The following is a 22,910-nucleotide window of genomic DNA, read 5'->3' as shown; positions in this document are numbered from 1 at the left end:
TTTCACCTGCAATGAAATTGAATTAACAGATGTGGAAAAAAGTACAAAGTGACAAAATATTGAACGTTATTTGTAAAAAATTAGTGGGGATGTGATTGTTTTTTTGAAATATATGGATAGAAGTATTATAATAGAATTGTAAACTTCACCAGGTTAAGTATATACATAGAGAGGGATGTATAAAATGAAAGCACTACTTTGGCATAATCAACGTGATGTACGAGTAGAAGAAGTACCAGAACCAACAGTAAAACCAGGAACAGTGAAAATCAAAGTTAAATGGTGTGGTATTTGTGGGACAGACTTGCATGAATATTTAGCAGGGCCTATTTTTATTCCAACAGAAGAACATCCATTAACACATGTGAAAGCACCTGTTATTTTAGGTCATGAGTTTAGTGGTGAGGTAATAGAGATTGGTGAAGGAGTTACATCTCATAAAGTGGGAGACCGCGTTGTTGTAGAGCCAATTTATTCTTGTGGTAAATGTGAAGCTTGTAAACATGGACATTACAATGTTTGTGAACAACTTGTTTTCCACGGTCTTGGCGGAGAAGGCGGCGGTTTCTCTGAATATACAGTAGTACCAGAAGATATGGTTCATCACATTCCAGATGAAATGACGTATGAACAAGGTGCGCTTGTAGAACCAGCAGCAGTAGCAGTTCATGCAGTACGTCAAAGTAAATTAAAAGAAGGGGAAGCTGTAGCGGTATTTGGTTGCGGTCCAATTGGACTTCTTGTTATCCAAGCAGCTAAAGCAGCAGGAGCAACTCCTGTTATTGCAGTTGAACTTTCTAAAGAACGTCAAGAGTTAGCGAAATTAGCAGGTGCGGATTATGTATTAAATCCAGCAACTCAAGATGTGTTAGCTGAAATTCGTAACTTAACAAATGGTTTAGGTGTAAATGTTAGCTTTGAAGTAACAGGTGTTGAAGTTGTACTACGCCAAGCGATTGAAAGTACAAGCTTCGAAGGACAAACTGTAATTGTTAGTGTATGGGAAAAAGACGCAACAATTACTCCAAATAACTTAGTATTAAAAGAAAAAGAAGTTATTGGTATTTTAGGATACCGTCACATCTTCCCAGCTGTTATTAAATTGATTAGCTCCGGTCAAATTCAAGCAGAGAAATTAATTACGAAAAAAATTACAGTGGATCAAGTTGTTGAAGAAGGATTTGAAGCACTTGTAAAAGATAAAACACAAGTGAAAATTCTTGTTTCACCTAAATAAGATAGAATCGAATAGAGTAGCCCTTTTCTAGAAATAGAAGAGGGCTACTTTTTTTCTATACTGAAAGGTGATAGACTTTCCTGTAACTAAAGGTATTTTGTTTGGAAGGGGAAGTCTAATGCTTTCATTTATGTTGACATTGAAACGGATGCTAAAAGCTTGTTTGCGAGCATGGAAAGATAAAGAATTTCAAGTGTTATTCGTATTAACAATTTTGACATTAATATCTGGTACAATCTTTTATAGTACAGTGGAGGGGTTACGTCCTCTGGATGCTTTATATTTTAGCGTTATGACGCTGACTACTGTCGGTGATGGACAATTTAGTCCCAAAACTGACTTCGGAAAGATATTTACGATATTATACATATTTATAGGGATCGGATTAGTGTTTGGATTTATACATAAGTTGGCAGTTAATGTACAATTGCCAAGTATATTATCGAATAGAAAAAAAGAGTAAAGCATGTGTATGCTTTACTCTTTTTTTACATTAGTTTAGACAAGCCTTAATAATAGTTTATTAAAATGAAAGTGTATTCATTCATTATATTCACTGTGTATAAAGTTATAATGATATGAACATTTGCATATTTTAATTTAGTGATAGAAATTTCGTGAAAGGTGGGATATTCTAGTCATAGGTTAACCGGACGACATCATAGGATCCTAACAAAATGTTTACAATAATTCAATTATAAAATGGAGGATTTTATATGAAAAAGAAAGTACTTGCTTTAGCGGCAGCTATTACATTAGTTGCTCCATTACAAAGTGTTGCATTTGCTCATGAAAATGATGGGGGACAGAGATTTGGAGTTATTCCGCGCTGGTCTGCTGAAGATAAACATAAAGAAGGCGTGAATTCTCATTTATGGATTGTAAACCGTGCAATTGATATTATGTCTCGTAATACAACACTTGTAAAACAAGATCGAGTTGCACTATTAAATGAATGGCGTACGGAGTTAGAGAACGGTATTTATGCTGCTGACTATGAAAATCCTTATTATGATAATAGCACATTTGCTTCACATTTCTATGACCCTGACAATGGGAAAACTTATATTCCGTATGCAAAGCAAGCAAAGGAAACAGGAGCTAAATATTTTAAATTAGCTGGTGAGTCTTATAAAAATAAAGATATGAAACAAGCGTTCTTCTATTTAGGATTATCTCTTCATTATTTAGGGGATGTAAACCAACCGATGCATGCGGCAAACTTTACGAACCTTTCTTATCCACAAGGATTCCATTCTAAATATGAAAACTTTGTAGATACGATAAAAGATAATTATAAAGTAACGGATGGAAATGGATATTGGAACTGGAAAGGTACGAATCCAGAAGATTGGATTCATGGAGCGGCAGTAGTTGCGAAACAAGATTACGCTGGCATTGTAAATGATAATACGAAAGATTGGTTCGTGAGAGCTGCTGTATCACAAGAATATGCAGATAAATGGCGCGCTGAAGTTACACCAATGACAGGTAAGCGTTTAATGGATGCACAACGTGTTACTGCTGGATATATTCAGCTTTGGTTTGATACGTACGGAAATCGTTAAGTATTTAAAAAAGGTCAAATCTCAGAATAGAGTATTTGGCCTTTTTATCACTATACAATACATGGAGGTATGAAACGTGAAAGGTAAATTGCTAAAAGGTGTACTTAGCTTAGGTGTTGGTTTAGGAGCTTTATATAGCGGAACGTCAGCTCAAGCAGAAGTATCTACAAATCAAAATGATACATTAAAAGTGATGACGCATAATGTATATATGCTATCAACAAACTTATATCCGAACTGGGGACAAACTGAGCGTGCTGATTTAATCGGGGCGGCAGATTATATAAAGAATCAAGATGTAGTTATATTAAATGAAGTGTTTGATAATAGCGCTTCAGATCGTTTATTAGGGAATTTGAAGAAAGAATATCCAAATCAAACAGCAGTATTAGGTCGTAGTAGTGGAAGTGAATGGGATAAAACGTTGGGAAACTATTCATCTTCAACTCCTGAAGATGGTGGCGTTGCGATTGTGAGCAAATGGCCAATCGCTGAAAAGATTCAATATGTATTTGCAAAAGGATGCGGGCCAGATAATTTATCTAATAAAGGATTTGTATACACGAAAATTAAGAAAAATGATCGCTTCGTTCACGTGATTGGTACGCATTTGCAAGCGGAAGATAGTATGTGCGGAAAAACTTCACCTGCATCTGTACGTACAGACCAATTAAAAGAAATTCAAGACTTTATTAAAAATAAAAATATACCAAATAATGAATATGTGTTAATTGGTGGTGATATGAACGTAAATAAAATTAATGCAGAGAACAAGAATGATTCAGAGTATGCATCTATGTTTAAAACATTGAACGCTTCTGTACCATCTTATACTGGACATACAGCGACTTGGGACGCAACGACAAACAGTATTGCAAAATATAATTTCCCTGATAGTCCTGCTGAGTATTTAGATTATATTATTGCAAGTAAAGACCATGCGAACCCATCATATATAGAGAATAAGGTGTTACAGCCGAAATCTCCACAATGGACTGTTACATCATGGTTCCAAAAATATACGTATAATGATTACTCTGATCATTATCCAGTAGAGGCGACTATTTCTATGAAGTAGTTTCAAAAAGTTTCTTCGTAAAGAAGAAACTTTTTTTATTTGCAAACAGGAAAATCACACTTTCTTTCCAATATGTATAAGACATATTGAGAAGAGGAGAGAAAAATGTGGATCGAGGAATTTTTAAAGAAGTTCCATTACCGTGTGCATTTTTGGATGAAATGGCTTTAGATAGAAATATTCAATCGATTATAGAGTTAAGTGGAAATAAGAAGATTCGTATAGCGAGTAAATCGTTACGCTCTGTTCCAATTATGCAAAAGATTTTAGCTGCAAATGATCGATTTCAAGGTGTTATGTGCTTTTCACCTAGAGAGATTTTATTTTTAATAGAACAAGGATTTAATGATTTATTGCTTGGATATCCTGCTTACGATGAAAGAGCTCTGTATGAAATTAGTTTGCTAACAAAGAAAGGTTTCATTATAACTTGTATGGTGGATTGTGAAGAGCATATTGTGTATTTAGAAAACATTGCTGAGAAATCTAAAGGATGTTTTCGTGTTTGTTTGGATATTGATATGAGTAGTCGTTTCTTTCAATTTCATTTTGGTGTACAAAGATCCCCAGTAAAAAATGTGCAGGATGCGTTGAAAGTAGTAGAAAAGGTGAGAAGGTCATCATATTTAATGTTAGATGGTGTAATGGGTTATGAAGCTCAAATTGCTGGGGTGGGAGATCATATACCGAATCAATGGTTGAAAAGTAAAGTAATTTCGTATTTAAAGCAGAAATCAGTGCTAGAAGTGAAAAAAAGAAGAGAACATATTGTAAAAGCAATACAAAACATTGGTATTGAGCTAAGGTTTGTAAATGGAGGCGGAACAGGAAGTATAAAAACAACTGAGAAAGATAATTCAGTTTCAGAGATTACAGTAGGTTCTGCTTTTTATTCTCCGAAGCTGTTTGATTATTATAAAGAGGTGAAATTTTATCCAGCGGTCGGATTTGCATTACCAGTTGTGCGTAAACCAGTCCAGTTTATTTACACTTGCCTAGGTGGTGGATATATTGCTTCAGGAGCAGTTGGAAAAGATAAAGAGCCTGAAGTTTGGAGACCGAAGGGTGCAAAACTATTAGCTTTAGAAGGTGCTGGCGAGGTACAAACGCCAATTTTTTATAGCGGCGAGGAACGAGTGGATATAGGAGAGTCCATTTTGTTTCGTCATAGTAAGGCTGGTGAATTATGTGAGCGCTTTCCTTTTTTGTATCGTGTTAAAAAAGGAGAGATTGTTGGGGAGTATTCAACATATCGGGGGGATGGCCAATGCTTTCTATAAAGGGGAAAAAGTGGAGAAATTGGACAGGGAATGTAGAAGGAACGCCGCATTATACGATGTATCCAGAAAGTATACAAGATGTAGTAGAAGTTGTGGGGCTTGCGCGAAAAAAGGGAAAGAAAATTCGTGTTGTCGGTTCAGGACACTCGTTTACCCCCCTTGTGCAAACGGAAGAAGTTTTAGTTTCTTTAGATGAATTGAAGGGTATTGTGAATATTGATGCAGAGAAGATGGTTGCTGAAGTATGGGCAGGAACAAAGTTATATGATTTAGGGAAGTTACTTGAGGAAAAAGGCTATGCGCAAGAAAATTTAGGGGATATTGATTCACAATCTATTGCAGGAGCGATTAGTACGGGGACTCATGGAACGGGTATTACCTTTGGGAGTTTATCAACACAAGTTATAGAGATTACGGCAGTTTTATCTAATGGTGAGAGTATAGTTTGTTCGGAAACTGAGAACGTAGAATATTGGAGAGCGTTTCAGTTGTCACTTGGAATGTTAGGTATCATTGTAAAGATAAAATTAAAGGTTATTCCAGCGTATTCACTCGTTTATGAAAGTGAAAAACAGTCATTATCCACTGTAATGAACAAACTAGAAGAATATAAGAAGCATCGTCATTTTGAATTTTTCGTTTTTCCTTATTCTGATGAAGTACAAGTAAAACTTACGAACGAAACAACGAATACAGGCAGTGATTTGAAATGGCATAAATTAAAGGTGGAGTTACTTGAAAATAGGATGTTCTCTTTACTATCTAAAGGGTGTAAATGGTTTCCTTCTATAAGTAAAGGAGTGAGTCGATTATCAGCTAAAGCTGTACCAAACACAAAAATAATTGGCCCGAGCTATGAAGTATTTGCTACATCACGTACGGTACCATTTTATGAAATGGAGTATAGCATTCCTTCAAAGTATATGAGGACGGTTGTAGAAGAAATCTCAAATCTTATTGAAAAGAAAAAGTATAAGGTGCACTTCCCGATCGAATGCCGCTATGTGAAAGGTGATGATATATGGCTTAGTCCAGCCTATGGAAGAGATTCAGCGTATATCGCTGTTCATATGTATAAAGGTATGAAATATGCTGCTTACTTTGGCGAAGTGGAAAAAATTTTTCTGAAGTATGAAGGGCGTCCGCATTGGGGGAAAATGCATACATTATCGTATGAGCAATTACAAGATATATATCCAGAGTTTCATTCGTTTTTACAGGCGAGGAAGTCTCTAGATGAACTTGGAATGTTTTTTAATCCTTATGCAGAAAAGTTATTTATCCCGCTATTTGCCGGGCAGTAAGACCCCCACTGATTAAATTTTCACATTATGTATATAAAAAAGCTGACAAATAATTATTTGTCAGCTTTTTTTAGTGTAATTGCATTTCTTGTATGACTAATATGTTCATAAAATAGTAGTTTATCACGGCTAAATACATGCAGTAAAACATGAATAATGAATAGGCCGTTAATGATAAATAGGAATAACAATGTAACGAGTAATACTAAAGGTTCTGTATGATTTAACATAGAGCTACTAGAAAGAATATAATTGATTCCGCCTAACGCAAAATAAAATATACCGTAGCGAATAAATAGTTCTTTTAATGTAATACGATCTGATTTTCCTTTCAGATGAATGCGAAGCAATGCTTTCCCAATTGTTTTTCCATTTGTAAAGTATGGAATAAGAATAAAATAAATAAGGATTGAACACGTAATGAAAATGAGTTCATACATATTCGTGTAAGATTGCATATTAGAAACGAAGAAAGAATTTCCTTTGTTTTTAACGACAGGTACGACGATAGATAAGAAAATCCAATCAATTTGCATCGCGATAAGGCGACGAATGAATCCGACTGGTTTCGTTTCCAAATCAATATGACTATCTAACTCGTTTGTCTTCGGAAGGAAGTACGTAAATATTGGTGCAATGATAAAACCAATTACGCCACCTAATGTATTTAAAAACAAATCATCGATATCAAATAATCGGTATGCACAATTGTATATACCGTATAATCCAGTCACTTGTGTTAGCTCGAAAAATAGTGAAAGGAAAAAGGAAATGCAAATTGTTTGTAAGAAACTACGTCGGAAATAATAACGTAAGTAAATACCGAATGGAACAGTTAATAGAACATTAAATGCAACTTGTAAAAACGCAGACTCTTTTAATAAGTAGAAATAAGTAGCTGGTTTCGTTAAAACTGCCGATGTATGACTACTAATCTCTTGTATGAAATAAAATGGTGAGAGTTGCATGTGTTGTGTATTAGCTGGTTGTAGGCTACAAGTATCAAACGTTTGTGGTAACGGCAAAATAACAAGAAAATAGGCATTTAATAAGTAAAGTAATAATGAGTATAAAATAAATGAGCGCCATTTATTTAAATAACCGTATTTTCGATAATTAAATATTAAAAAAGGGATTAAAAGAAACATTGCTAAAAAGGGGAATAAAATAAATGCTGTTTTTACTGGAAATAAATATGCAGTCAAAGTAAAACTCCTTTCAATGAAAATTCGTTTATCATTATAGCGCTAAAAATATTTAAATACAAAGTTAAAATCTTTCGAAATAGAAATAATTACTAATTTTATAGGAATTAAGTTATAATAAATTTAATATGAGGATATTATGATTATGTAAGTTGAGAGAGGGTACAAGAGATGCGATATGAACTTTTTTCTGTAAGTGGGGATCATATTACGACTTTTGAAAGTGCATGGCGTTTTCAGGAGGGAGAACAGATTTTTGTTCATGATGATCAAACAAAAAGAAACTTTATTATTATTCGTCTGACGCATGATGTATTTCAACAAAATAAACATGTTATTCGTTTGTATTGTCAAGAGAAGAAAGTGTATGCATAAGAGAAGCCCTTTTACAGTATGAAAAGTAAGAGGGTCCTTATCTTGTTATTTGTGAACAGCCCGATTGATGAGGGCTGATTAAAGTTTCACTTTATCATTTTGCCCCTCGTAAGGAATAAAAAGAGAAGGGTTAATGCACATAGGTAGCATTTGATTTGGAAGAAAGTATATAGCCTTGTATTTTGTGCTTCAAAGTTACATGGCCTTCTCTTTGAGAAAGCCATGTATGGTAATCTTGTTGTGTTTTCCATAACAGACGAATCATATATTCTGCCTTATCATTTGTACGATGAACATGTGAAAACTCTATGTTAATACAACCGTTCGTTCCAGGGGAAGGATAATATTGTTTAAGCCCATAAAGTAGCTCATTTTCATATTCGTACTTAATGTGAATGAGTTTAGTAACTATAAACATATAAACACCTCTTTTACGATAATAGTAGGAAAGATAGAATTACTGTAATAGTAAACTTAAATAATATTATACTATTCAGAAAATTATGAGTAAATAATAGATTTTAACTTAATAGAGGTATAAAAAAGCGAGTCATTCTATTACACTAGATGACTCGCTTTCAATTTGTAAGTTTTACTTTATAAGAAAATAAGAGTAAGTACACCTACGATAATACAATAGAAAGAGAAATATTTTAAATTTCCTTTTGCCATAATGTTCATAAACCATTTTAGTGAAATATACGTCATGATAAATGTTGCGATGAATGCAACGACATATGGTACGAATAATGTGTCTAGATTTGGATCATTTGCAATGTCTGTAATGCTTAACAATAAGCCACCTAAGCTAACAGGAATGTATAGTAAGAATGAGAAGCGAAGTGCTGTTTCTTGCTTCATACCAAGTAACATTGCTGCTACGATTGTGGCACCAGATCGGCTTATTCCGGGAATCAGTGCGCAAGCTTGTGCTAATCCGACGATGATTGCATCTTTCATAGAAAGGTCGCCATCATTTTTACGACCGCGTAAATTTCTAATAATCCAAAGGCCGACAGCAGTAATAAGAAGGGAAATCCCAACCATCTTCACACCTTTTAAGTACTGATCGATGTAATCTTTAAATAAAACACCAATAACACCTGCTGGAATGGTTGCAATAACAAGATAAATAATAAAGAAGAAATCTGATTTTGCGTCTTCTGCTCTTGTAAATATATAAGAGAGACCATTCTTCGTTAGACGAATTAAATCATTTCTATAAATAAGTAATACAGCTAATAATGAAGCTGAATTAACAAGTAGTTCGAAGCTAAACCCTTCTATTTTTAGTCCTAGCAAATGTTGTGCTAAAACGAGATGACCACTTGAAGAAATCGGAATTGGTTCTGTTAGTCCTTGGAACAGACCGAGAATTAAATATTTTAAAACGTAGTAAAATTGTTCCATAATAACCTCCTTGTTTATTAGTTGAAAGAAACAACTTTTCCATTATAACAAAGATATGGATGAATATTGAAAAGAAATAAATATTCGAAATAAAATAAAAATCCCTTATAGCAGTATAAGGGATTTTTATTTTTAATTAAGAAGTTACTGTTTCTTGAAGACTTTTAGACAATTGAACATCGACTTTTTCAGCATCATGAATATGATTCATAATAGTAGTATTTAATTTTTGGAACATTTGTTGCGTGTTAGCGAATTCTCGTAATATGTCATCATTACAAGACTTTTGGTTTTCGATAGCCTTAATAACATTTGTAGCACCATTTTGTAACGTTTGAATCATAACTAAAATATTTTCAATTCTAGCATTTGTATCGGCGCTCATTTCTACACCTTCATCAACTAAATGTAAATTATCTTTTGTGTTATCATATGCTTTTTCAATTTCTTCCTGAATTTTTTTCGTTAAGTTGCCGATGTTTTTTGTACTTTCTGCTGTACTTTCCGCTAGTTTTCTTACTTCATTGGCAACGACAGCGAATCCCTTACCATGCTCTCCAGCACGCGCGGCTTCAATACTCGCATTTAAAGCAAGTAAATTTGTTTGTGCTGCAATGTTTTGAATGACTTCTACAATTTGCTCGATTTCCTTTGAGCGTTCGCTTAGATGATTCATACTATTAGACGTGCGTTGAGATTGTTCACCTAATTTATTAATTACAATAAGTAAGCGGTGAACGGATTCTTTTCCTTCATTAGAGCAGTCAATAATTTCTGCAATAGACTGAATTAAGCTTTGTTCCTTTTGTAACATTTCATTATTTAACTCATTGGAATGTGTCGTACGTGTTGAAACATTTTCGAAACATGAACTTAATTGTTGAACTAAGCTTTGAAGTGTATTGTGTTGGTTATTTACAAGTTGATGCTCTTGGACAACGCTTTGTACACGATCGTGGATAGTAGAAATAGTCTCTTGTTTTTCAATATCTTTTTGTTTTAATTCTAATTCTAATTCTTGTATACGCTCTTCTAATTGAGAAATTGTATGTTGGAGTGATTTTTTTTGAGTAAACATGTATTTATTTCAACCGCCTTCGAAAGTTATATTTTCTCTATATTTGGATTTTAGCATCTTTTGTATTTTTTAAATATAGGAATTGTTAAATATTTAAGAATCTATTACATTTTATTCATAATTCTCTTTTTTTCGTCACGAAAAATAAACTGTATTTAATCGTTTTGTAAACAAACTGTAAAATAAATCATGTATAACTGTATAAGAAGGGAGTCGGATTATGAACTATTTTAAGCGAATCAGCTGTCTAGTATTAGCAGGAATTATCGGTCTTTCTAGTACAGTCGCTGTTAAAGCAGAGTCAAACGACGAGAAACTTAACAACATGCAACAGCAATTGCAACAAAACGATGCAGAAATGCAAAAGAAAGAGCAAGAAAAGCAAGCTGTTAGTAAAGAAATTAAAGGTATCGAAAACGAACTACATAATTTAAATAATACAATTGCAAAAAATAAAGAGGATCAAGCTGCTATTCAACGTAAAATTGATGAAACACATAAGCAGATTGAACAAAAAAAGGAAGAAATTATCGTTTTAGAGGATAAAGTCCTTGCTCGTAAAGATATTATGAGAAAACGTATGGTTTCTGTTCAGAACAGTTCAAATACAAGTTTAGTAGTAGAAGTTGTAGTAGAGTCAAAAAACTTTGCAGACTTCTTACAACGTATGAACGCAGTTTCTACTATTCTAGAAGCTGATAAAGAAATTTTACGTCTACAAGAACAAGATCTTCGTCAAATTGAAGAGGACAAGAAAACAATTGACGAAAAAGAAGCATCTTTAGTAGTAGATAAACAAAAATTAGCAAAAGCGCAAGCTGAACTGCAAGATAACCTGAAAAAACGTCAAGATAACTTGCAAACAGTTCAAGCTAAATATAATGAAGTTGCAAGCCAACTTAATTTAGCAGCGGAAGAGAAAGCTAAAATTGAATCAAATATGAAGGCAGTACAAGAAACGATTGCTCGTGAACAAGAAGCAGCAAGAATCGCAGCGGAAGAGCGTGCAAAAGCAGAAGCGGCTGCAAAAGCAGAGCAAGAAGCTTTAGCGAAAGCACAAGCAGAAATTGCTGAAAAGCAAAAGCAGGAAAAAGCTAATAAACCAGCTGAACCAGTTGTTAATAATAATTCGAAGGTAGAACCTACAAAACCTGCACAACCTGAACCATCTTCTAAGCCAACTGCTGGTGGGAAAGAAATTTATGTAGAAGCTACAGCTTATACAGCTGATCCAGGAGAAAATGGTTATGCGCCAGGTCAACAAGTATTTTCTGCATGGGGACCAGGTGGTAAAGGTTATAATCTAACTGCAAACCCAGGAATGAAATTAATTGCTGTAGATCCAAAAGTTATTCCATTAGGCAAAACTGTAAATGTTGAAGGGTATGGAGTCGCAATTGCAGCAGATACTGGTGGAGCGATTAAAGGTAACAGAATTGATGTGTTAATGCCTGATAAAGGGTCTTCTAGTCAATGGGGAAGAAAAATTGTTAAAGTTACAATTTTAAACTAAAACGTAATCCAACTTTACAATACGTAGAGTTGGATTTTTTTATAATAATAATGTTAAGTTGAGTTTACATTTTGTTAAGGATAGCATACAATAATGGTGAGAGGTGGTAAATTTGACCATTTTAAACAGAGTAAAAGAATTAAGAGCTCGTTTTAACTTTACGCAAAGTGTATTAGCAGAAAAGGTTGGAGTAACGAGACAAACAATTGCTGCAATTGAAAAAGGGGATTACGTTCCTTCTTTGTTATTAGCACTTACGATTTGTGATGTGTTCCAGTTAAAGATGGAAGACGTGTTTGTTTTAAATAAGGAGGGGGAAGAGGATGAATAGAATTGTTTTTTCTTATATCATAAACGTGCTTTATACTGCTTTAGCATGCTGGACATTTGTTGAATTTTATAGTGTCATTACAGAGTTAGCCGATATAATTAAAAACGAGAAATTCCCATTTGAAGTATGGTTTAATGGAGTACCATTCATTTTATTATTTATTGGAGCAATTATAGTTACAATTTTTTATAGAATTCAAAAGAAAAAATATAAGAATTTATCTTTTTGGATGTATCCATTATTATTTCCGCTAGAAGATGAACGTGAAAAAGCGATTACGGATAAAGCTTGTCGAACAACATTTGTATCGTTATGGTTTGTGTTACCTTGTGCAGTTGGATTTTTAACTTTTTCGCCTATTATTAATGAATATCTTCCTGGATACCCATTATATATTCTATTTTCTATTTTCTTTATTCAAATGACAGTATTTCACGTATCACTATACAGAAATAAATTAGCTTAAAAAGAAACCTTCTTGCACTGGCAAGAAGGTTTCTTTTTAAGCTAATACTTGTACATATAGCGATATTATTTTATCATTTTATATAGAGTAAGATTTTGTAAGGGAAAGGAACTGTGTATGAATAAGCAAAGAATTTATAGTATAGTAGCAATTCTGCTATTTGTTGTAGGTGGCGTATTAATTGGAAAGCCATTTTATGATGGATATCAGGCTGAAAAGAAACAGACTGAAAATGTGCAGGCTGTTCAAAAGATGGATTATGAAAAGCATGAGACGGAATTTGTAGATGCTTCCAAAATTAATCAACCAGACTTGGCGGAAGTAGCGAATGCATCATTAGATAAGAAACAAGTAATTGGTCGTATTTCGATTCCAAGTGTTTCAGTAGAACTGCCTGTTTTAAAAGCTTCTACTGAAAAAAACTTATTATCAGGTGCAGCGACAGTAAAAGAGAATCAAGTTATGGGAAAAGGAAATTACGCATTAGCAGGACATAACATGTCTAAAAAAGGTGTTTTATTTAGTGATATAGCTTCTTTGAAAAAAGGCGATAAAATTTATTTGTATGACAATGAAAATGAATATGAGTATGCGGTTACTGGTGTATCTGAAGTGACTCCTGATAAGTGGGAAGTTGTAGAGGATCATGGGAAAGATGAGATAACGCTTATTACATGTGTATCTGTAAAGGATAATTCTAAGCGTTATGTTGTTGCTGGTGATTTAGTAGGAACGAAGGCGAAGAAGTAAAAAAGAAGGTGAACTCTTTAAAGAGTTCACCTTCTTTTTTACTAATGTTGAGAAATAATAGAATATTTCGGTTTGTATTCAAATATTATTCTATTTATGTATAATAAAATTAGGATTCTATATTTTGGGAGGAACAAGAGTGAGACAACAGGTGAAGAAACTTCTTTTCACAACGAGTATAGCATTATTGGTAGCTCCAATTTCAGCTTATGCACATCCAGGGCGTACAGATGCTAATGGCGGACATACGTGTCGTACAAATTGTGAGAAATGGGGATTACAGTACGGGGAATATCATTATCACAATAAACCAGCTTCTAGTAGTGGCGCAACGAGCCCAGCTCCTAGCCAGAATAATAATAGTGCTGTAGAAGCTGAGAGACAAGCAGAAGCACAGCGCAATACCGAGGCGGAAAAACAACGTGCTGCAGAAGCGCAACGCAACGCTGAGGCGGAAAAACAACGTAATGCAGAAGCACAGCGTAAAGCTGAAGAAGAGAGACAACGTGTAGCCGAGGAACAAAGAAAAGCTGAAGAGGCACGTAAGCAAGAGGAAGCGCAGCGCCAAGCTGATATGGAAAAAGGTCAACTTGAAGGGCAAAAGAATGGAGAAACTGATTTTAAAGCAGGAAAAAATGATGCAGAAGTGCATGTAGCTGGAAAATCTGATGCATATAAACAAGCGTTTAAAGCGACTTATGCAGCCGTATGGTCTTTAGAAGAGCAGAAGAAAACGCATTTTGAAAAAGGAAAAGAACAAGGTTTAGCACAAGAGACGATGGACGATAGTCAAGTTGCTTCAGAGTTTAAGGTAAACTTTGCAGACGGATTCAAAGTAGGGAATAAAGAAAGAACAGAAAAAATTGAAAAAGAGCAAGCTGAGTTAGGGGAAAAGACAGGGAAAGAACTAGCTGAAAAGAATCCTGGAAATAGAGAGAAAGAAGTATACGTGAAGGCATATGAAACAGCGTATGAAAAAGGCTATAAATCTACAAAAAAGGCAGTAGAAAAAGCTGGCTATAAGTATGCATTTGAAAACTATGATTTAAAAGTTCCTGCTAAGTATGAAAGAAATGAATTGTTAAAGAAATGGTTTACTGAAGGATTTAAATCGAATAAAAAAGCAGCGGAAATTCGAGAAGAAGGGTATAAAAAGGGAGACAGCTGGTTCTCATTCTTCTATAAGAGTTTCGTACCAAGTGAATATAAAGAACATAAAGAGCTGTACGAACAAGCAATAGAACAAGGGAAAACAGCATAAAAAAAGATGAGGAGAAATTCCTCATCTTTTTTAATCCATCCATTTCACTAATTTCTTAGAAATTAATAATAAAACACAACCTAGTACAATTGCCACAGCGCCAATAACTGTGAATACTTCAGCGTATCCAAGTGAAGTTGTGAAGCTTGCAAGTTGTCCGCCTAAAATGTTGGCGATACCTGAACTTGCTAGCCATACACCCATTAGTAAAGATGCTAATTTTACCGGAGCAAGCGCACTAACCATTGATAGTCCGACAGGTGATAAGAATAGCTCACCTAACGTATGGAAAAGATACGTAAAGACGATAAACAGTAAGTTTGCTTTTTCTGTAATGTTATGTTCATCACTACCTGTTTTTAATGTAGCGATAACGAGAATGATATAACCGATACCGAGCAAGATCATACCAAGTCCCATTTTAGTTGGGATTTTTAAATCACCCTGCTTGCGAGTTGCAAGTTTTGCCCATAATGCAGAAATGACTGGAGCAAGCAAAATAATAAATAATGGATTGACCGATTGGAACCAAGATGTTGGAACTTCCCATCCGAACACAGAGCGGTCTACAAATTTGTTTGTATATAATGTTAATGAGCTACCAGCTTGTTCAAAGCCAGCCCAGAAGAAGACAACGAAGCATGTTAAAATGACGATAACTGCGGTACGTTGTTTTTCTTTTTTTGTTAACGGTGTATCTCCTACTGATGGTTGTCCAGCAGCTGTTTGTAAATCGCGAGTTGGTTTTTTACCGATATTACCAAGGAAGCGATTTGATAGTGTTGTAAATAAAATTTGTCCAATGATCATTCCGATTGAAGCGGCTAAGAAACCGTAACGGAATCCGTAATGTACAACGCCATCAACTGTTGTTTTGAATAAATTTTCTGATAAAAATCCGCAAACGAGTGGAGCTAAAAATGAACCGACGTTAATACCCATATAGAAAATGGTAAATGCACTATCACGTTTTGGATCGTTCTCTTCGTATAATTCCCCAACCAGTGTAGAGATGTTCGGTTTGAAGAATCCGTTACCGATAATAATAAGCGCTAATCCGAGGTATAGGCCTAATTGGTTTTGCAAGGCAAATAGTATAAGGTTACCGATTGCCATTGTTATACCACCAATTGTGATTGCTTTTCGTCTACCTAGAAAACGGTCTGTTAAGTATCCACCAATCATTGGTGTGAAATAACAGGCCCCAGTATAAAATCCGTAAATAGAGAGTGCCCATGCGGGACTAAACCCAAGACCACCGCTTACTAAAGCTGTCGTTAAATATAATGTTAATAATCCTCGTAATCCATAGTAACTAAATCTTTCCCACATTTCTGTAAAGAAGAGTAAGTATAAACCTGGAGGATGTTTCTTTTTTCTTTGTTGTTCTCTTTCTAGTTGTATCGCTGATTCCATGTTATTTTCCTCCTGACACAAACAAAAACAAAGTTAATAATTTTGTACATTTAATATTTTACTTTATTAACTATTATAAGTCAATAAAGGTTGATTTTTCAGAAGAAATTGGAAAAGAGTAATAGCTATAGAATGGGTGTTTCTTTTGTGATAGACTATGGACTATGTTTTCTTTGTAAGGAAGCGGGTTATTGTACTTTTTTATATGTGAAATTGATTTCATAAAAGATGAAATTAAAGAAGGAGAAAGAAATGAAATTGTTACAGAAAAAAGAAATTTTACTTATTAGCCTTATGTTATTCTCTATGTTCTTTGGAGCAGGGAATCTGATATTTCCACCTTTCCTTGGGTATGAGGCAGGAGAACATGTTTGGATTTCATTAGTAGGGTTTATTATATCAGCAACAGGTCTTCCTATATTAGGTGTTATCTCTATTGCAAAAGCAGGAAGTTTTCAAACGTTAGCGGGTAGGGTTCATTCTTCATTTGTAATTATTTTTCCATGTATCGTGTATGTATTTATTGGACCTGGGCTTGGTATACCCCGTGCGGGAAGTTTAGCTTTTGAAATGGGGCCAGGTCAGTTATTCCCTGAAGCAGGAAACGGATTATTATTGTTTTACACAGTTATTTTCTTTAGTATTGTTTACTGGTTAAGTTTATCCCCATCTAAATTAATGGGGTTGTTTGGAAAAGTCTTGACGCCGTTATTATTATGTATGATTGCACTCATTTTTATAAAGAGTATGTTTACAACAGTAGGAGATATGAAAGAACCAATAGGGAACTATGGCCAAGCTCCTATGTTTCAAGGGTTTTTAGATGGATATTTAACAATGGATGCGTTAGCTGCTTTAATCTTTGGAATTGTTATTGCAAATGCATTACGTGCAAAGGGTATTGAAGATGATAAAGGTTTAGCGAAATATATGAGTATTGCTGGAATTGGGGCAGGACTATTATTATCTATTATTTATGTCATCCTTGGATATGTGGGGGCAATTAGTGGCTCATTAGGAACATTTGATAACGGTGCGAAAGTGTTAGCACAAGTTATGATTACATTATTTGGACAGGGCGGAGTCGTTTTATTAGGTCTTATTTTTACTATCGCGTGTTTATGTGTTTCAATTGGACTTGTTACGTCTTGTAGTCAATTTTTTGCGAGTGCATTTCCGAAAGTATCTTATAAATTGTGGGCATTTATAGTAAGCGTTGTTAGTATGATTTTAGCTAATTTAGGGTTAACGCAAATTTTAAAAGTATCAGTACCAATTCTTGGATTTATTTATCCAATTGCGTTAACGCTTATTATTCTAGGGTTATTCCATCAGTATATTGGAAAGTATGCATACGTATATGCAGTAACTGTTTTGGTTGTAGCGATATTTAGTGCAATTGACATTTTAAATAAAAATGTAATGATGAATCAGTGGACGTCAGCATTAAAATACATCCCGTTTTATACAGAAGGTGTTGGGTGGATTGTTCCAGCTATTGTAGGCATGTGTCTTGGTTTTATCGTTAGCATTTTTCTAAATAAGAATAAATGAGTAAAAAGGTGTTTTCCTATTTTGGGAAGACACCTTTCTTTTTTTGGAAAAATACTATTGAAAATGAATAGACTAAGAGTATGATAAAGATAATTGGTAATATATAGGTTCAATGAGAGTTACGAATAAGGGGGAGCGTATGAAGAAGGATTTGGATAAGAAAATAGAAGCACTCGAAACGGCAATTGAAACAATTCAAGAAGCACTTGCTGAATTAAAAGTAAAGCAAAGGGAAATAGAAGTAGAAAACGCTCAGCAACATGTTAGTAAGAACAAGAAAGAATATATTGAAACGGTAATGGAGGAAAAGCCAAAAGAAGAAATAGTTAAGATAAAAGAGCCTTTGCAAGAACCTGAGTTAAAACAAGTAGATATATCGGCTTTTAAACCAGAGCCATTTAATATTATTAAGTTTTGTCAGACGTGGTTACCGCGTGTATTTGTCGGTATTATGTTGCTTGGAGTGATCTGGTTATTTAAAGCAGGGGTAGATGTTGGTTTATTAACACCAGCGATACGAATTGTGTTTGGTATCGCATTATCTATCGGGTTGTATTATATAGGAGATATTCAAATTAAAAGAGAGCGGCAAGCGTTAGGATTAGTATTAGCTGGAGGAAGTATTACCGGGATTGTTCTAACGACGTTTGCAGCACATTATTTATATGGATTTATTCCGGCAAGTGTCGCGTTTCTCTGTAATATTGCATGGGTTATTTTAGGTATTTATTTAGCGAAAAGATATCAATCGGAATATCTCACTATTTTCGTAGCGGTCGGTGCGTTCTTCGTACCATTCTTGTTAAATAGTACGACTCCTAATCCTTATATTTTCTTTGGATATGAGACAGTATTAACACTTAGTTTATTATGGTATGCGTTGAAAAATCGTTATAAATACTTATATATGATTTCTTACGCTGTTGCTGCCATTGTCCTTTTCGTTTTCTTTGCTGTTATGTCAATGTTAGTAGAGAACTTGCAAATACAGTTAACGATTGTATATGGTTTGATTCATTTACTATTATTTTGGCATATGTTTACGGAGAGAAGTTTTATACTAGAACCACGTTTGGCGATATTTAGTGCGAATGCAGTGTTCTTTATACTAGCTATTTCAAAAATACCTGATTTTACAACATGGGGATTAATTATTAGTGCACTCGTGCATGCCGCTATGTTCGTATGTGAATATAGGAAAAATAGACATTCTACATTTACAAATCTCTTATTTGGTTTCGCAATGGGAGCATTTAGTTTAGCAATTTTATATAAGTATAGTTTAGTGAATGCAGCGATTGTACTATTGTTACAAGGTTTCCTCGGCATGGTCACTTCTATTAAAGTAAAACAACAGATAAAATTGTATGTTAGTGCGACGGTTTACGCAATTGGAATGATACAGACTATTTTTAGCCCGTTTGATCAATTTATTTCGGCAGGCTTTGTTGCTCATCTTATTTTAATAGGAACGTTCTATTATTGCATGAGAGAAGCGAAAGAAGTATTAGCGAGCTTCGGCAAATATATGTATTCTATAGTGCTCTATTGGTTTATGATAATTGTATTTATTACAATTACGAGAATCGGTGAAGTTTTATCTACAGATGGAAGCGTAATTAGTGTATCAGTATCGTTATTATGGATGGTATATGCATTATTTGCGGTTTGGTTTGGAAGAAATAGAAATATGAATGAAATATTATATGCTGGTTTAGTCGTTTTAGTCGTAACGGTAGGGAAGTTATTCTTACTTGACTTACCAGAGGTATCGATGATGATTAGGGCAGTGTTATTCCTAATCGTCGGTAGTATAGGTATCGTTATTTCAAGAATGTTTTTCTCGAAGGAAGAGAAGTGAGAAGAAGGCAATCCATGTATGGATTGCCTTTTTTATTATTTCTTATTAATCGTTACAGTTTCATTATATTTCGTTGTTGTATTTTGGCGTAGACGAAGCGTTGCTTGTCCAGTTGTATTTGAATCAATCTGTACATTTACAACTTTCTCAGCAGAGCCTAAGCTGTTTGTTGTGAAAGAAAATGCACTACTATATCCGAAAGTAGATGGCCAAGTGCCGTTTGCATTTTGTACTTTAGCCACTTGTGTTCCACCAGTAGTGAAGATACCTAAAGAATAGTTGTTATACGTTGTATTAGGTAGTAAGTTATTTACTTGAATCTTCATTTGGAAAATTTCATTGTTTGGTAGAATGCTAGGGTGTGTAACGACGTAGTCGCTTGTTGTTACCGCACCGTTATAACCGTATGAACCTGGTTTAAAAGTATTTGTATTAAACCATTGATAACCTGCATTTGGTGCACTCCAAGGTTCAGGTTGTGGTTCTGTTGATAAGCTTGGCTGTTCAAATGTTTGTAGAGCTGTAGGTGAATCAAGTTGTAAACCATTTACTTGATCTAAACTTGTAAATGTCTCTTTATTTGATAACCAATTTACGATGTTTTCTAATAAAATCGCATCGTTTTCTTCTTTATAACCATCGTAAGTTTTCTTTGTTTGGCCAGAATCTTCACGAACGTATTTTGGCGTAGCATCTTCAACAGGAGAAGAGTCACCAATAAAGGCAGCTTTTCCAAGTCCTACTTTTGCGATAGCAGCATATGGGCCTTCTGCAATACCACCGCCATTATAAACGCCACTATCAACAGCGTTATTCCATTTTGATGGATTTTCTGGAAGGTAAACAAGTCCTTTTGCTAGTTTTGGGTTTGTAATTGCTAGAGTAGAACCAGCATGCATTGCTACAGACGAAACACCTTTTGTAATTCCGAAAGATTGTTCAGGCGATACAATTGTTTTCGCTGAAACATCACCAAGTGCATTGTAGCGGAAGCGAATACCGAAGTTGTCAGAGAGCCAATCAGAGCTTTCTACTCCTTGCATAGCTTGTGAATTAGCTTCTTCATTAGACATTCCTTTTGCTGGATTATCCCAAGCACCGCGTCTATATCCATTAAATACTTCAGAAGAGTCCCAGCGATTTTTATTACGATCTGCATTGTAATGATCAGCAATAAAGAAGATACTACCACCATTTTTTACATATTGTAACATAGCGTCCTGCTCAGATTTTTTGTAAGGAATATTAGCTTCTGGAACGATAAATACATTGTAATCTTTTAAGTCTTCGTACGTAATAGGTGTTGATTTACGAAGTTCCTTTACGTGATATCCGTTTTTTGCAATGCCGTTTCCGAAGTCAGAAAAGCCGCCGTCAATAACCCAGTCAGCTGTCCCAGCAGTTTGACCGTGTGTATTATCGAATAATACTTTCTTCCCATTGTTTTGATTTACAACTTTTGCAGCAATTTCAGGAGCTGGGTCTACAGAGCTTTCGGCATAAGTAGACGGTATGAACGAGGTCCCTATACTTAGTGTAATTGCTGTTGCTAAAGAAAATGTAATCCATTTTTTATTCTTCATAGAAGAATCCCCCTAATAATAAATATATGTGCTTTAATAATGTAATTTATTTTTCTGTAAAAATAAAGACGGAAAACATAAAAAATATTAAAAAATTGTAAAAATACCGTGAATTTTGTTGAGAAATATTTATATAGATATAAAAACATCCCTTCCAAGTAATAAGGAAGGGATGTTTTGCTTAACTAATTTTTGAGTTAGGTGTTTCATCAATCTTATGAAACCCTTTCATGTAATATACGATTGCTAAGCCGATAAGCCAAATTGGGCCGACAATCAATGCAATTCGTGTATCTTCTGAATACGCCATTATACCTAATACTAATACAAGGAAAACGAGTGAGAAATATGAGCTTAATGGGTATAAAGGCATTTTATACGATAACTTTTGTTTATTTTGAGTAGGCAAGCTTTTACGGAATTTAATTTGAGCGACTAATATAATTCCCCAAGTCCAAATTGCACCGAAAGTTGAAATGCTAGTAAGCCATGTAAATACCTTTGCAGGTACGAGATAGTTTAATATAACACCAATTAGTAAAACGATAGCAGTTGCTACAATTCCTTGGCTTGGAATGCCATTTTTATTTAAACGACCAAATCTTTCAGGAGCTTTTTTCTGCTGAGCTAATGTATATAGCATACGGCCTGTACTAAATAAACCACCGTTACAAGAAGAAAGAGCTGCTGTTAATACGACAAAGTTAATAATACCTGCTGCTTTTGCGATACCAATTTGTTGGAATGTTAATACGAATGGACTGCCTTTCTCACCAAGTTCGTTCCATGGATAAATTGCCATCATAACGAATAATGCCCCAACGTAAAAGAGTAGAATTCTCCAAAATACGTTATCGATTGCCTTTGCGAGTGTTTTCTTCGGATTTTGAGCCTCACCAGCTGTAACACCGATTAATTCAACGCCTAAATAAGCGAATAGTACCATCTGCATGGAGAGTAGTAACCCAGAAAATCCATTTGGGAACCAGCCACCATGTGACCAAAGATTTGAAATACCAGTAGCGATACCACCGTTTCCGAATCCGAATAAAATAATACCAGCTCCGACTACTATCATACAGATAATTGTGACAATTTTAATGAGAGCAAACCAAAACTCAAGTTCTCCAAATACTTTTACCGATAAGAAGTTAAAAGCGCTCATTAATAATAGAGCAAGTAATGCCCAAGTCCAGCGCGGGATATCTGGGAACCAGTACTGCATGTAAATACCAGCTGCTGTAATTTCAGCCATACAAGTAACAACCCATAAGAACCAGTAATTCCAACCAGTAATATAACCAGCGAGTGGTCCAATATAATCATATGCATATTTACTAAAAGAACCAGCAACAGGTTGTTCAATTGCCATTTCCCCAAGCGCTCGCATAATGAAAAAAATAACGAGACCGGCAATCATATAGCCTAGCAAAATAGAAGGACCTGCTAGTTTAATGGCGGAAGCGGATCCTAAAAATAGCCCAACGCCAATAGCTGAGCCCAGTGACATTAAAGTAATATGTCGTTCTTTTAAACCACGATTTAAAGTTCCAGATTTGTTTGTGTGCTGCATAAGAAGAATCCCCCTTGTAGAGTGAACGATATTTGAATGCGTTTACTAGATATTTAACTATTTCAAA

General features: G+C 34.7%; 21 protein-coding genes. 14 read left to right on the top strand and 7 right to left on the bottom strand.

Annotated elements, in window-relative coordinates; genetic code table 11:
* Window positions 1-184 precede the first annotated feature (184 nt).
* The 6 genes from bdhA (at window position 185) to ACTFN4_RS25105 (ending at window position 6,467) form a co-directional block, all read left to right on the top strand.
* A complete protein-coding gene (bdhA, locus tag ACTFN4_RS25130) occupies window positions 185-1,237 on the top strand; it encodes a (R,R)-butanediol dehydrogenase (RefSeq protein WP_000645827.1) in 1,053 nt (350 codons plus the stop codon).
* A 118-nt stretch (window positions 1,238-1,355) separates the two neighbouring features.
* The gene (locus ACTFN4_RS25125; RefSeq protein WP_000948241.1) at window positions 1,356-1,700 is read left to right on the top strand and encodes a potassium channel family protein; all 345 of its coding nucleotides are present in this window, start codon (window positions 1,356-1,358) and stop codon (window positions 1,698-1,700) included.
* Window positions 1,701-1,953: 253 nt separating this feature from the next.
* Window positions 1,954-2,805: a phospholipase CerA gene (gene cerA, locus ACTFN4_RS25120; protein WP_000730997.1), complete on the top strand. Its 852-nt coding sequence runs from the start codon at window positions 1,954-1,956 to the stop codon at window positions 2,803-2,805.
* 76 nt (window positions 2,806-2,881) lie between these two features.
* Complete coding sequence (gene sph / locus ACTFN4_RS25115; protein ID WP_025687255.1) at window positions 2,882-3,883, top strand: sphingomyelinase C; 1,002 nt, start codon at window positions 2,882-2,884, stop codon at window positions 3,881-3,883.
* 107 nt (window positions 3,884-3,990) lie between these two features.
* Complete coding sequence (locus ACTFN4_RS25110; protein ID WP_025687254.1) at window positions 3,991-5,163, top strand: amino acid deaminase/aldolase; 1,173 nt, start codon at window positions 3,991-3,993, stop codon at window positions 5,161-5,163.
* Window positions 5,151-6,467, top strand: a complete 1,317-nt coding sequence (locus ACTFN4_RS25105; RefSeq protein WP_000948912.1) for a D-arabinono-1,4-lactone oxidase — start codon at window positions 5,151-5,153, stop codon at window positions 6,465-6,467. Before ACTFN4_RS25110 ends, ACTFN4_RS25105 begins: the two co-directional genes overlap by 13 nt.
* Window positions 6,468-6,520: 53 nt before the next feature.
* Here ACTFN4_RS25105 and ACTFN4_RS25100 read toward each other — a convergent pair whose 3' ends face one another.
* Window positions 6,521-7,672 carry a VanZ family protein gene (locus ACTFN4_RS25100; RefSeq protein WP_000128025.1) on the bottom strand — a complete coding sequence of 384 codons (1,152 nt, stop codon included), beginning with the start codon at window positions 7,670-7,672 and terminating at the stop codon, window positions 6,521-6,523.
* 171 nt (window positions 7,673-7,843) lie between these two features.
* Here ACTFN4_RS25100 and ACTFN4_RS25095 point away from each other — a divergent pair, with 171 nt between their 5' ends.
* Complete coding sequence (locus ACTFN4_RS25095) at window positions 7,844-8,047, top strand: hypothetical protein (protein ID WP_001268332.1); 204 nt, start codon at window positions 7,844-7,846, stop codon at window positions 8,045-8,047.
* A gap of 130 nt (window positions 8,048-8,177) precedes the next feature.
* On the opposite strand, the gene ACTFN4_RS25090 is transcribed toward ACTFN4_RS25095, so the two are convergent.
* The 3 genes from ACTFN4_RS25090 to ACTFN4_RS25080 all read right to left on the bottom strand — a co-directional run bounded on the left by ACTFN4_RS25090 (window position 8,178) and on the right by ACTFN4_RS25080 (window position 10,271).
* The gene (locus tag ACTFN4_RS25090; protein WP_000471238.1) at window positions 8,178-8,465 is read right to left on the bottom strand and encodes a hypothetical protein; all 288 of its coding nucleotides are present in this window, start codon (window positions 8,463-8,465) and stop codon (window positions 8,178-8,180) included.
* 179 nt (window positions 8,466-8,644) lie between these two features.
* The gene (locus ACTFN4_RS25085) at window positions 8,645-9,457 is read right to left on the bottom strand and encodes an undecaprenyl-diphosphate phosphatase (protein WP_000434794.1); all 813 of its coding nucleotides are present in this window, start codon (window positions 9,455-9,457) and stop codon (window positions 8,645-8,647) included.
* Between the two features lie 136 nt (window positions 9,458-9,593).
* Window positions 9,594-10,271 (bottom strand): methyl-accepting chemotaxis protein, encoded by a 678-nt coding sequence (locus ACTFN4_RS25080; protein WP_000939456.1) that lies wholly within the window; start codon window positions 10,269-10,271, stop codon window positions 9,594-9,596.
* A gap of 484 nt (window positions 10,272-10,755) precedes the next feature.
* Here ACTFN4_RS25080 and ACTFN4_RS25075 point away from each other — a divergent pair, with 484 nt between their 5' ends.
* From ACTFN4_RS25075 to ACTFN4_RS25055, 5 genes are all read left to right on the top strand, one after another.
* Window positions 10,756-12,048 (top strand): 3D domain-containing protein, encoded by a 1,293-nt coding sequence (locus tag ACTFN4_RS25075; RefSeq protein ID WP_439962947.1) that lies wholly within the window; start codon window positions 10,756-10,758, stop codon window positions 12,046-12,048.
* A gap of 112 nt (window positions 12,049-12,160) precedes the next feature.
* Window positions 12,161-12,379: a helix-turn-helix transcriptional regulator gene (locus tag ACTFN4_RS25070; protein WP_000154019.1), complete on the top strand. Its 219-nt coding sequence runs from the start codon at window positions 12,161-12,163 to the stop codon at window positions 12,377-12,379.
* Window positions 12,372-12,845, top strand: a complete 474-nt coding sequence (locus tag ACTFN4_RS25065; RefSeq protein ID WP_001080043.1) for a hypothetical protein — start codon at window positions 12,372-12,374, stop codon at window positions 12,843-12,845. Before ACTFN4_RS25070 ends, ACTFN4_RS25065 begins: the two co-directional genes overlap by 8 nt.
* A 117-nt stretch (window positions 12,846-12,962) precedes the next feature.
* A complete protein-coding gene (locus ACTFN4_RS25060) occupies window positions 12,963-13,595 on the top strand; it encodes a class A sortase (RefSeq protein ID WP_001041724.1) in 633 nt (210 codons plus the stop codon).
* A 139-nt stretch (window positions 13,596-13,734) separates the two neighbouring features.
* Window positions 13,735-14,856, top strand: coding sequence for a YHYH domain-containing protein (locus tag ACTFN4_RS25055; protein WP_001249799.1), 1,122 nt, complete (start codon window positions 13,735-13,737; stop codon window positions 14,854-14,856).
* A gap of 30 nt (window positions 14,857-14,886) precedes the next feature.
* Here ACTFN4_RS25055 and ACTFN4_RS25050 read toward each other — a convergent pair whose 3' ends face one another.
* Entirely contained in the window at window positions 14,887-16,272 is a 1,386-nt protein-coding gene (locus tag ACTFN4_RS25050; RefSeq protein WP_000443138.1) for a peptide MFS transporter, read from the bottom strand.
* Between the two features lie 252 nt (window positions 16,273-16,524).
* Here ACTFN4_RS25050 and brnQ1 point away from each other — a divergent pair, with 252 nt between their 5' ends.
* Together brnQ1 and ACTFN4_RS25040 are read left to right on the top strand one after the other, a co-directional pair.
* Window positions 16,525-17,826 (top strand): branched-chain amino acid transport system II carrier protein BrnQ1, encoded by a 1,302-nt coding sequence (gene brnQ1, locus ACTFN4_RS25045; protein ID WP_257115860.1) that lies wholly within the window; start codon window positions 16,525-16,527, stop codon window positions 17,824-17,826.
* A 139-nt stretch (window positions 17,827-17,965) separates the two neighbouring features.
* A complete protein-coding gene (locus ACTFN4_RS25040; RefSeq protein WP_000710920.1) occupies window positions 17,966-19,687 on the top strand; it encodes a DUF2339 domain-containing protein in 1,722 nt (573 codons plus the stop codon).
* Window positions 19,688-19,722: 35 nt separating this feature from the next.
* On the opposite strand, the gene ACTFN4_RS25035 is transcribed toward ACTFN4_RS25040, so the two are convergent.
* Together ACTFN4_RS25035 and ACTFN4_RS25030 are read right to left on the bottom strand one after the other, a co-directional pair.
* Window positions 19,723-21,270: a DNA-binding protein gene (locus tag ACTFN4_RS25035; protein WP_000791509.1), complete on the bottom strand. Its 1,548-nt coding sequence runs from the start codon at window positions 21,268-21,270 to the stop codon at window positions 19,723-19,725.
* Between the two features lie 181 nt (window positions 21,271-21,451).
* The gene (locus ACTFN4_RS25030) at window positions 21,452-22,843 is read right to left on the bottom strand and encodes an amino acid permease (RefSeq protein WP_001164897.1); all 1,392 of its coding nucleotides are present in this window, start codon (window positions 22,841-22,843) and stop codon (window positions 21,452-21,454) included.
* Window positions 22,844-22,910 lie beyond the last annotated feature (67 nt).

The sequence above is a fragment of the Bacillus cereus group sp. MYBK95-2 genome (assembly GCF_051915225.1).
Taxonomy (GTDB): Bacteria; Bacillota; Bacilli; order Bacillales; family Bacillaceae_G; genus Bacillus_A; species Bacillus_A cereus.
The sequence above is the reverse complement of the archived record's forward strand: the minus strand, read 5'-3'. Positions and strand labels throughout refer to the sequence as shown.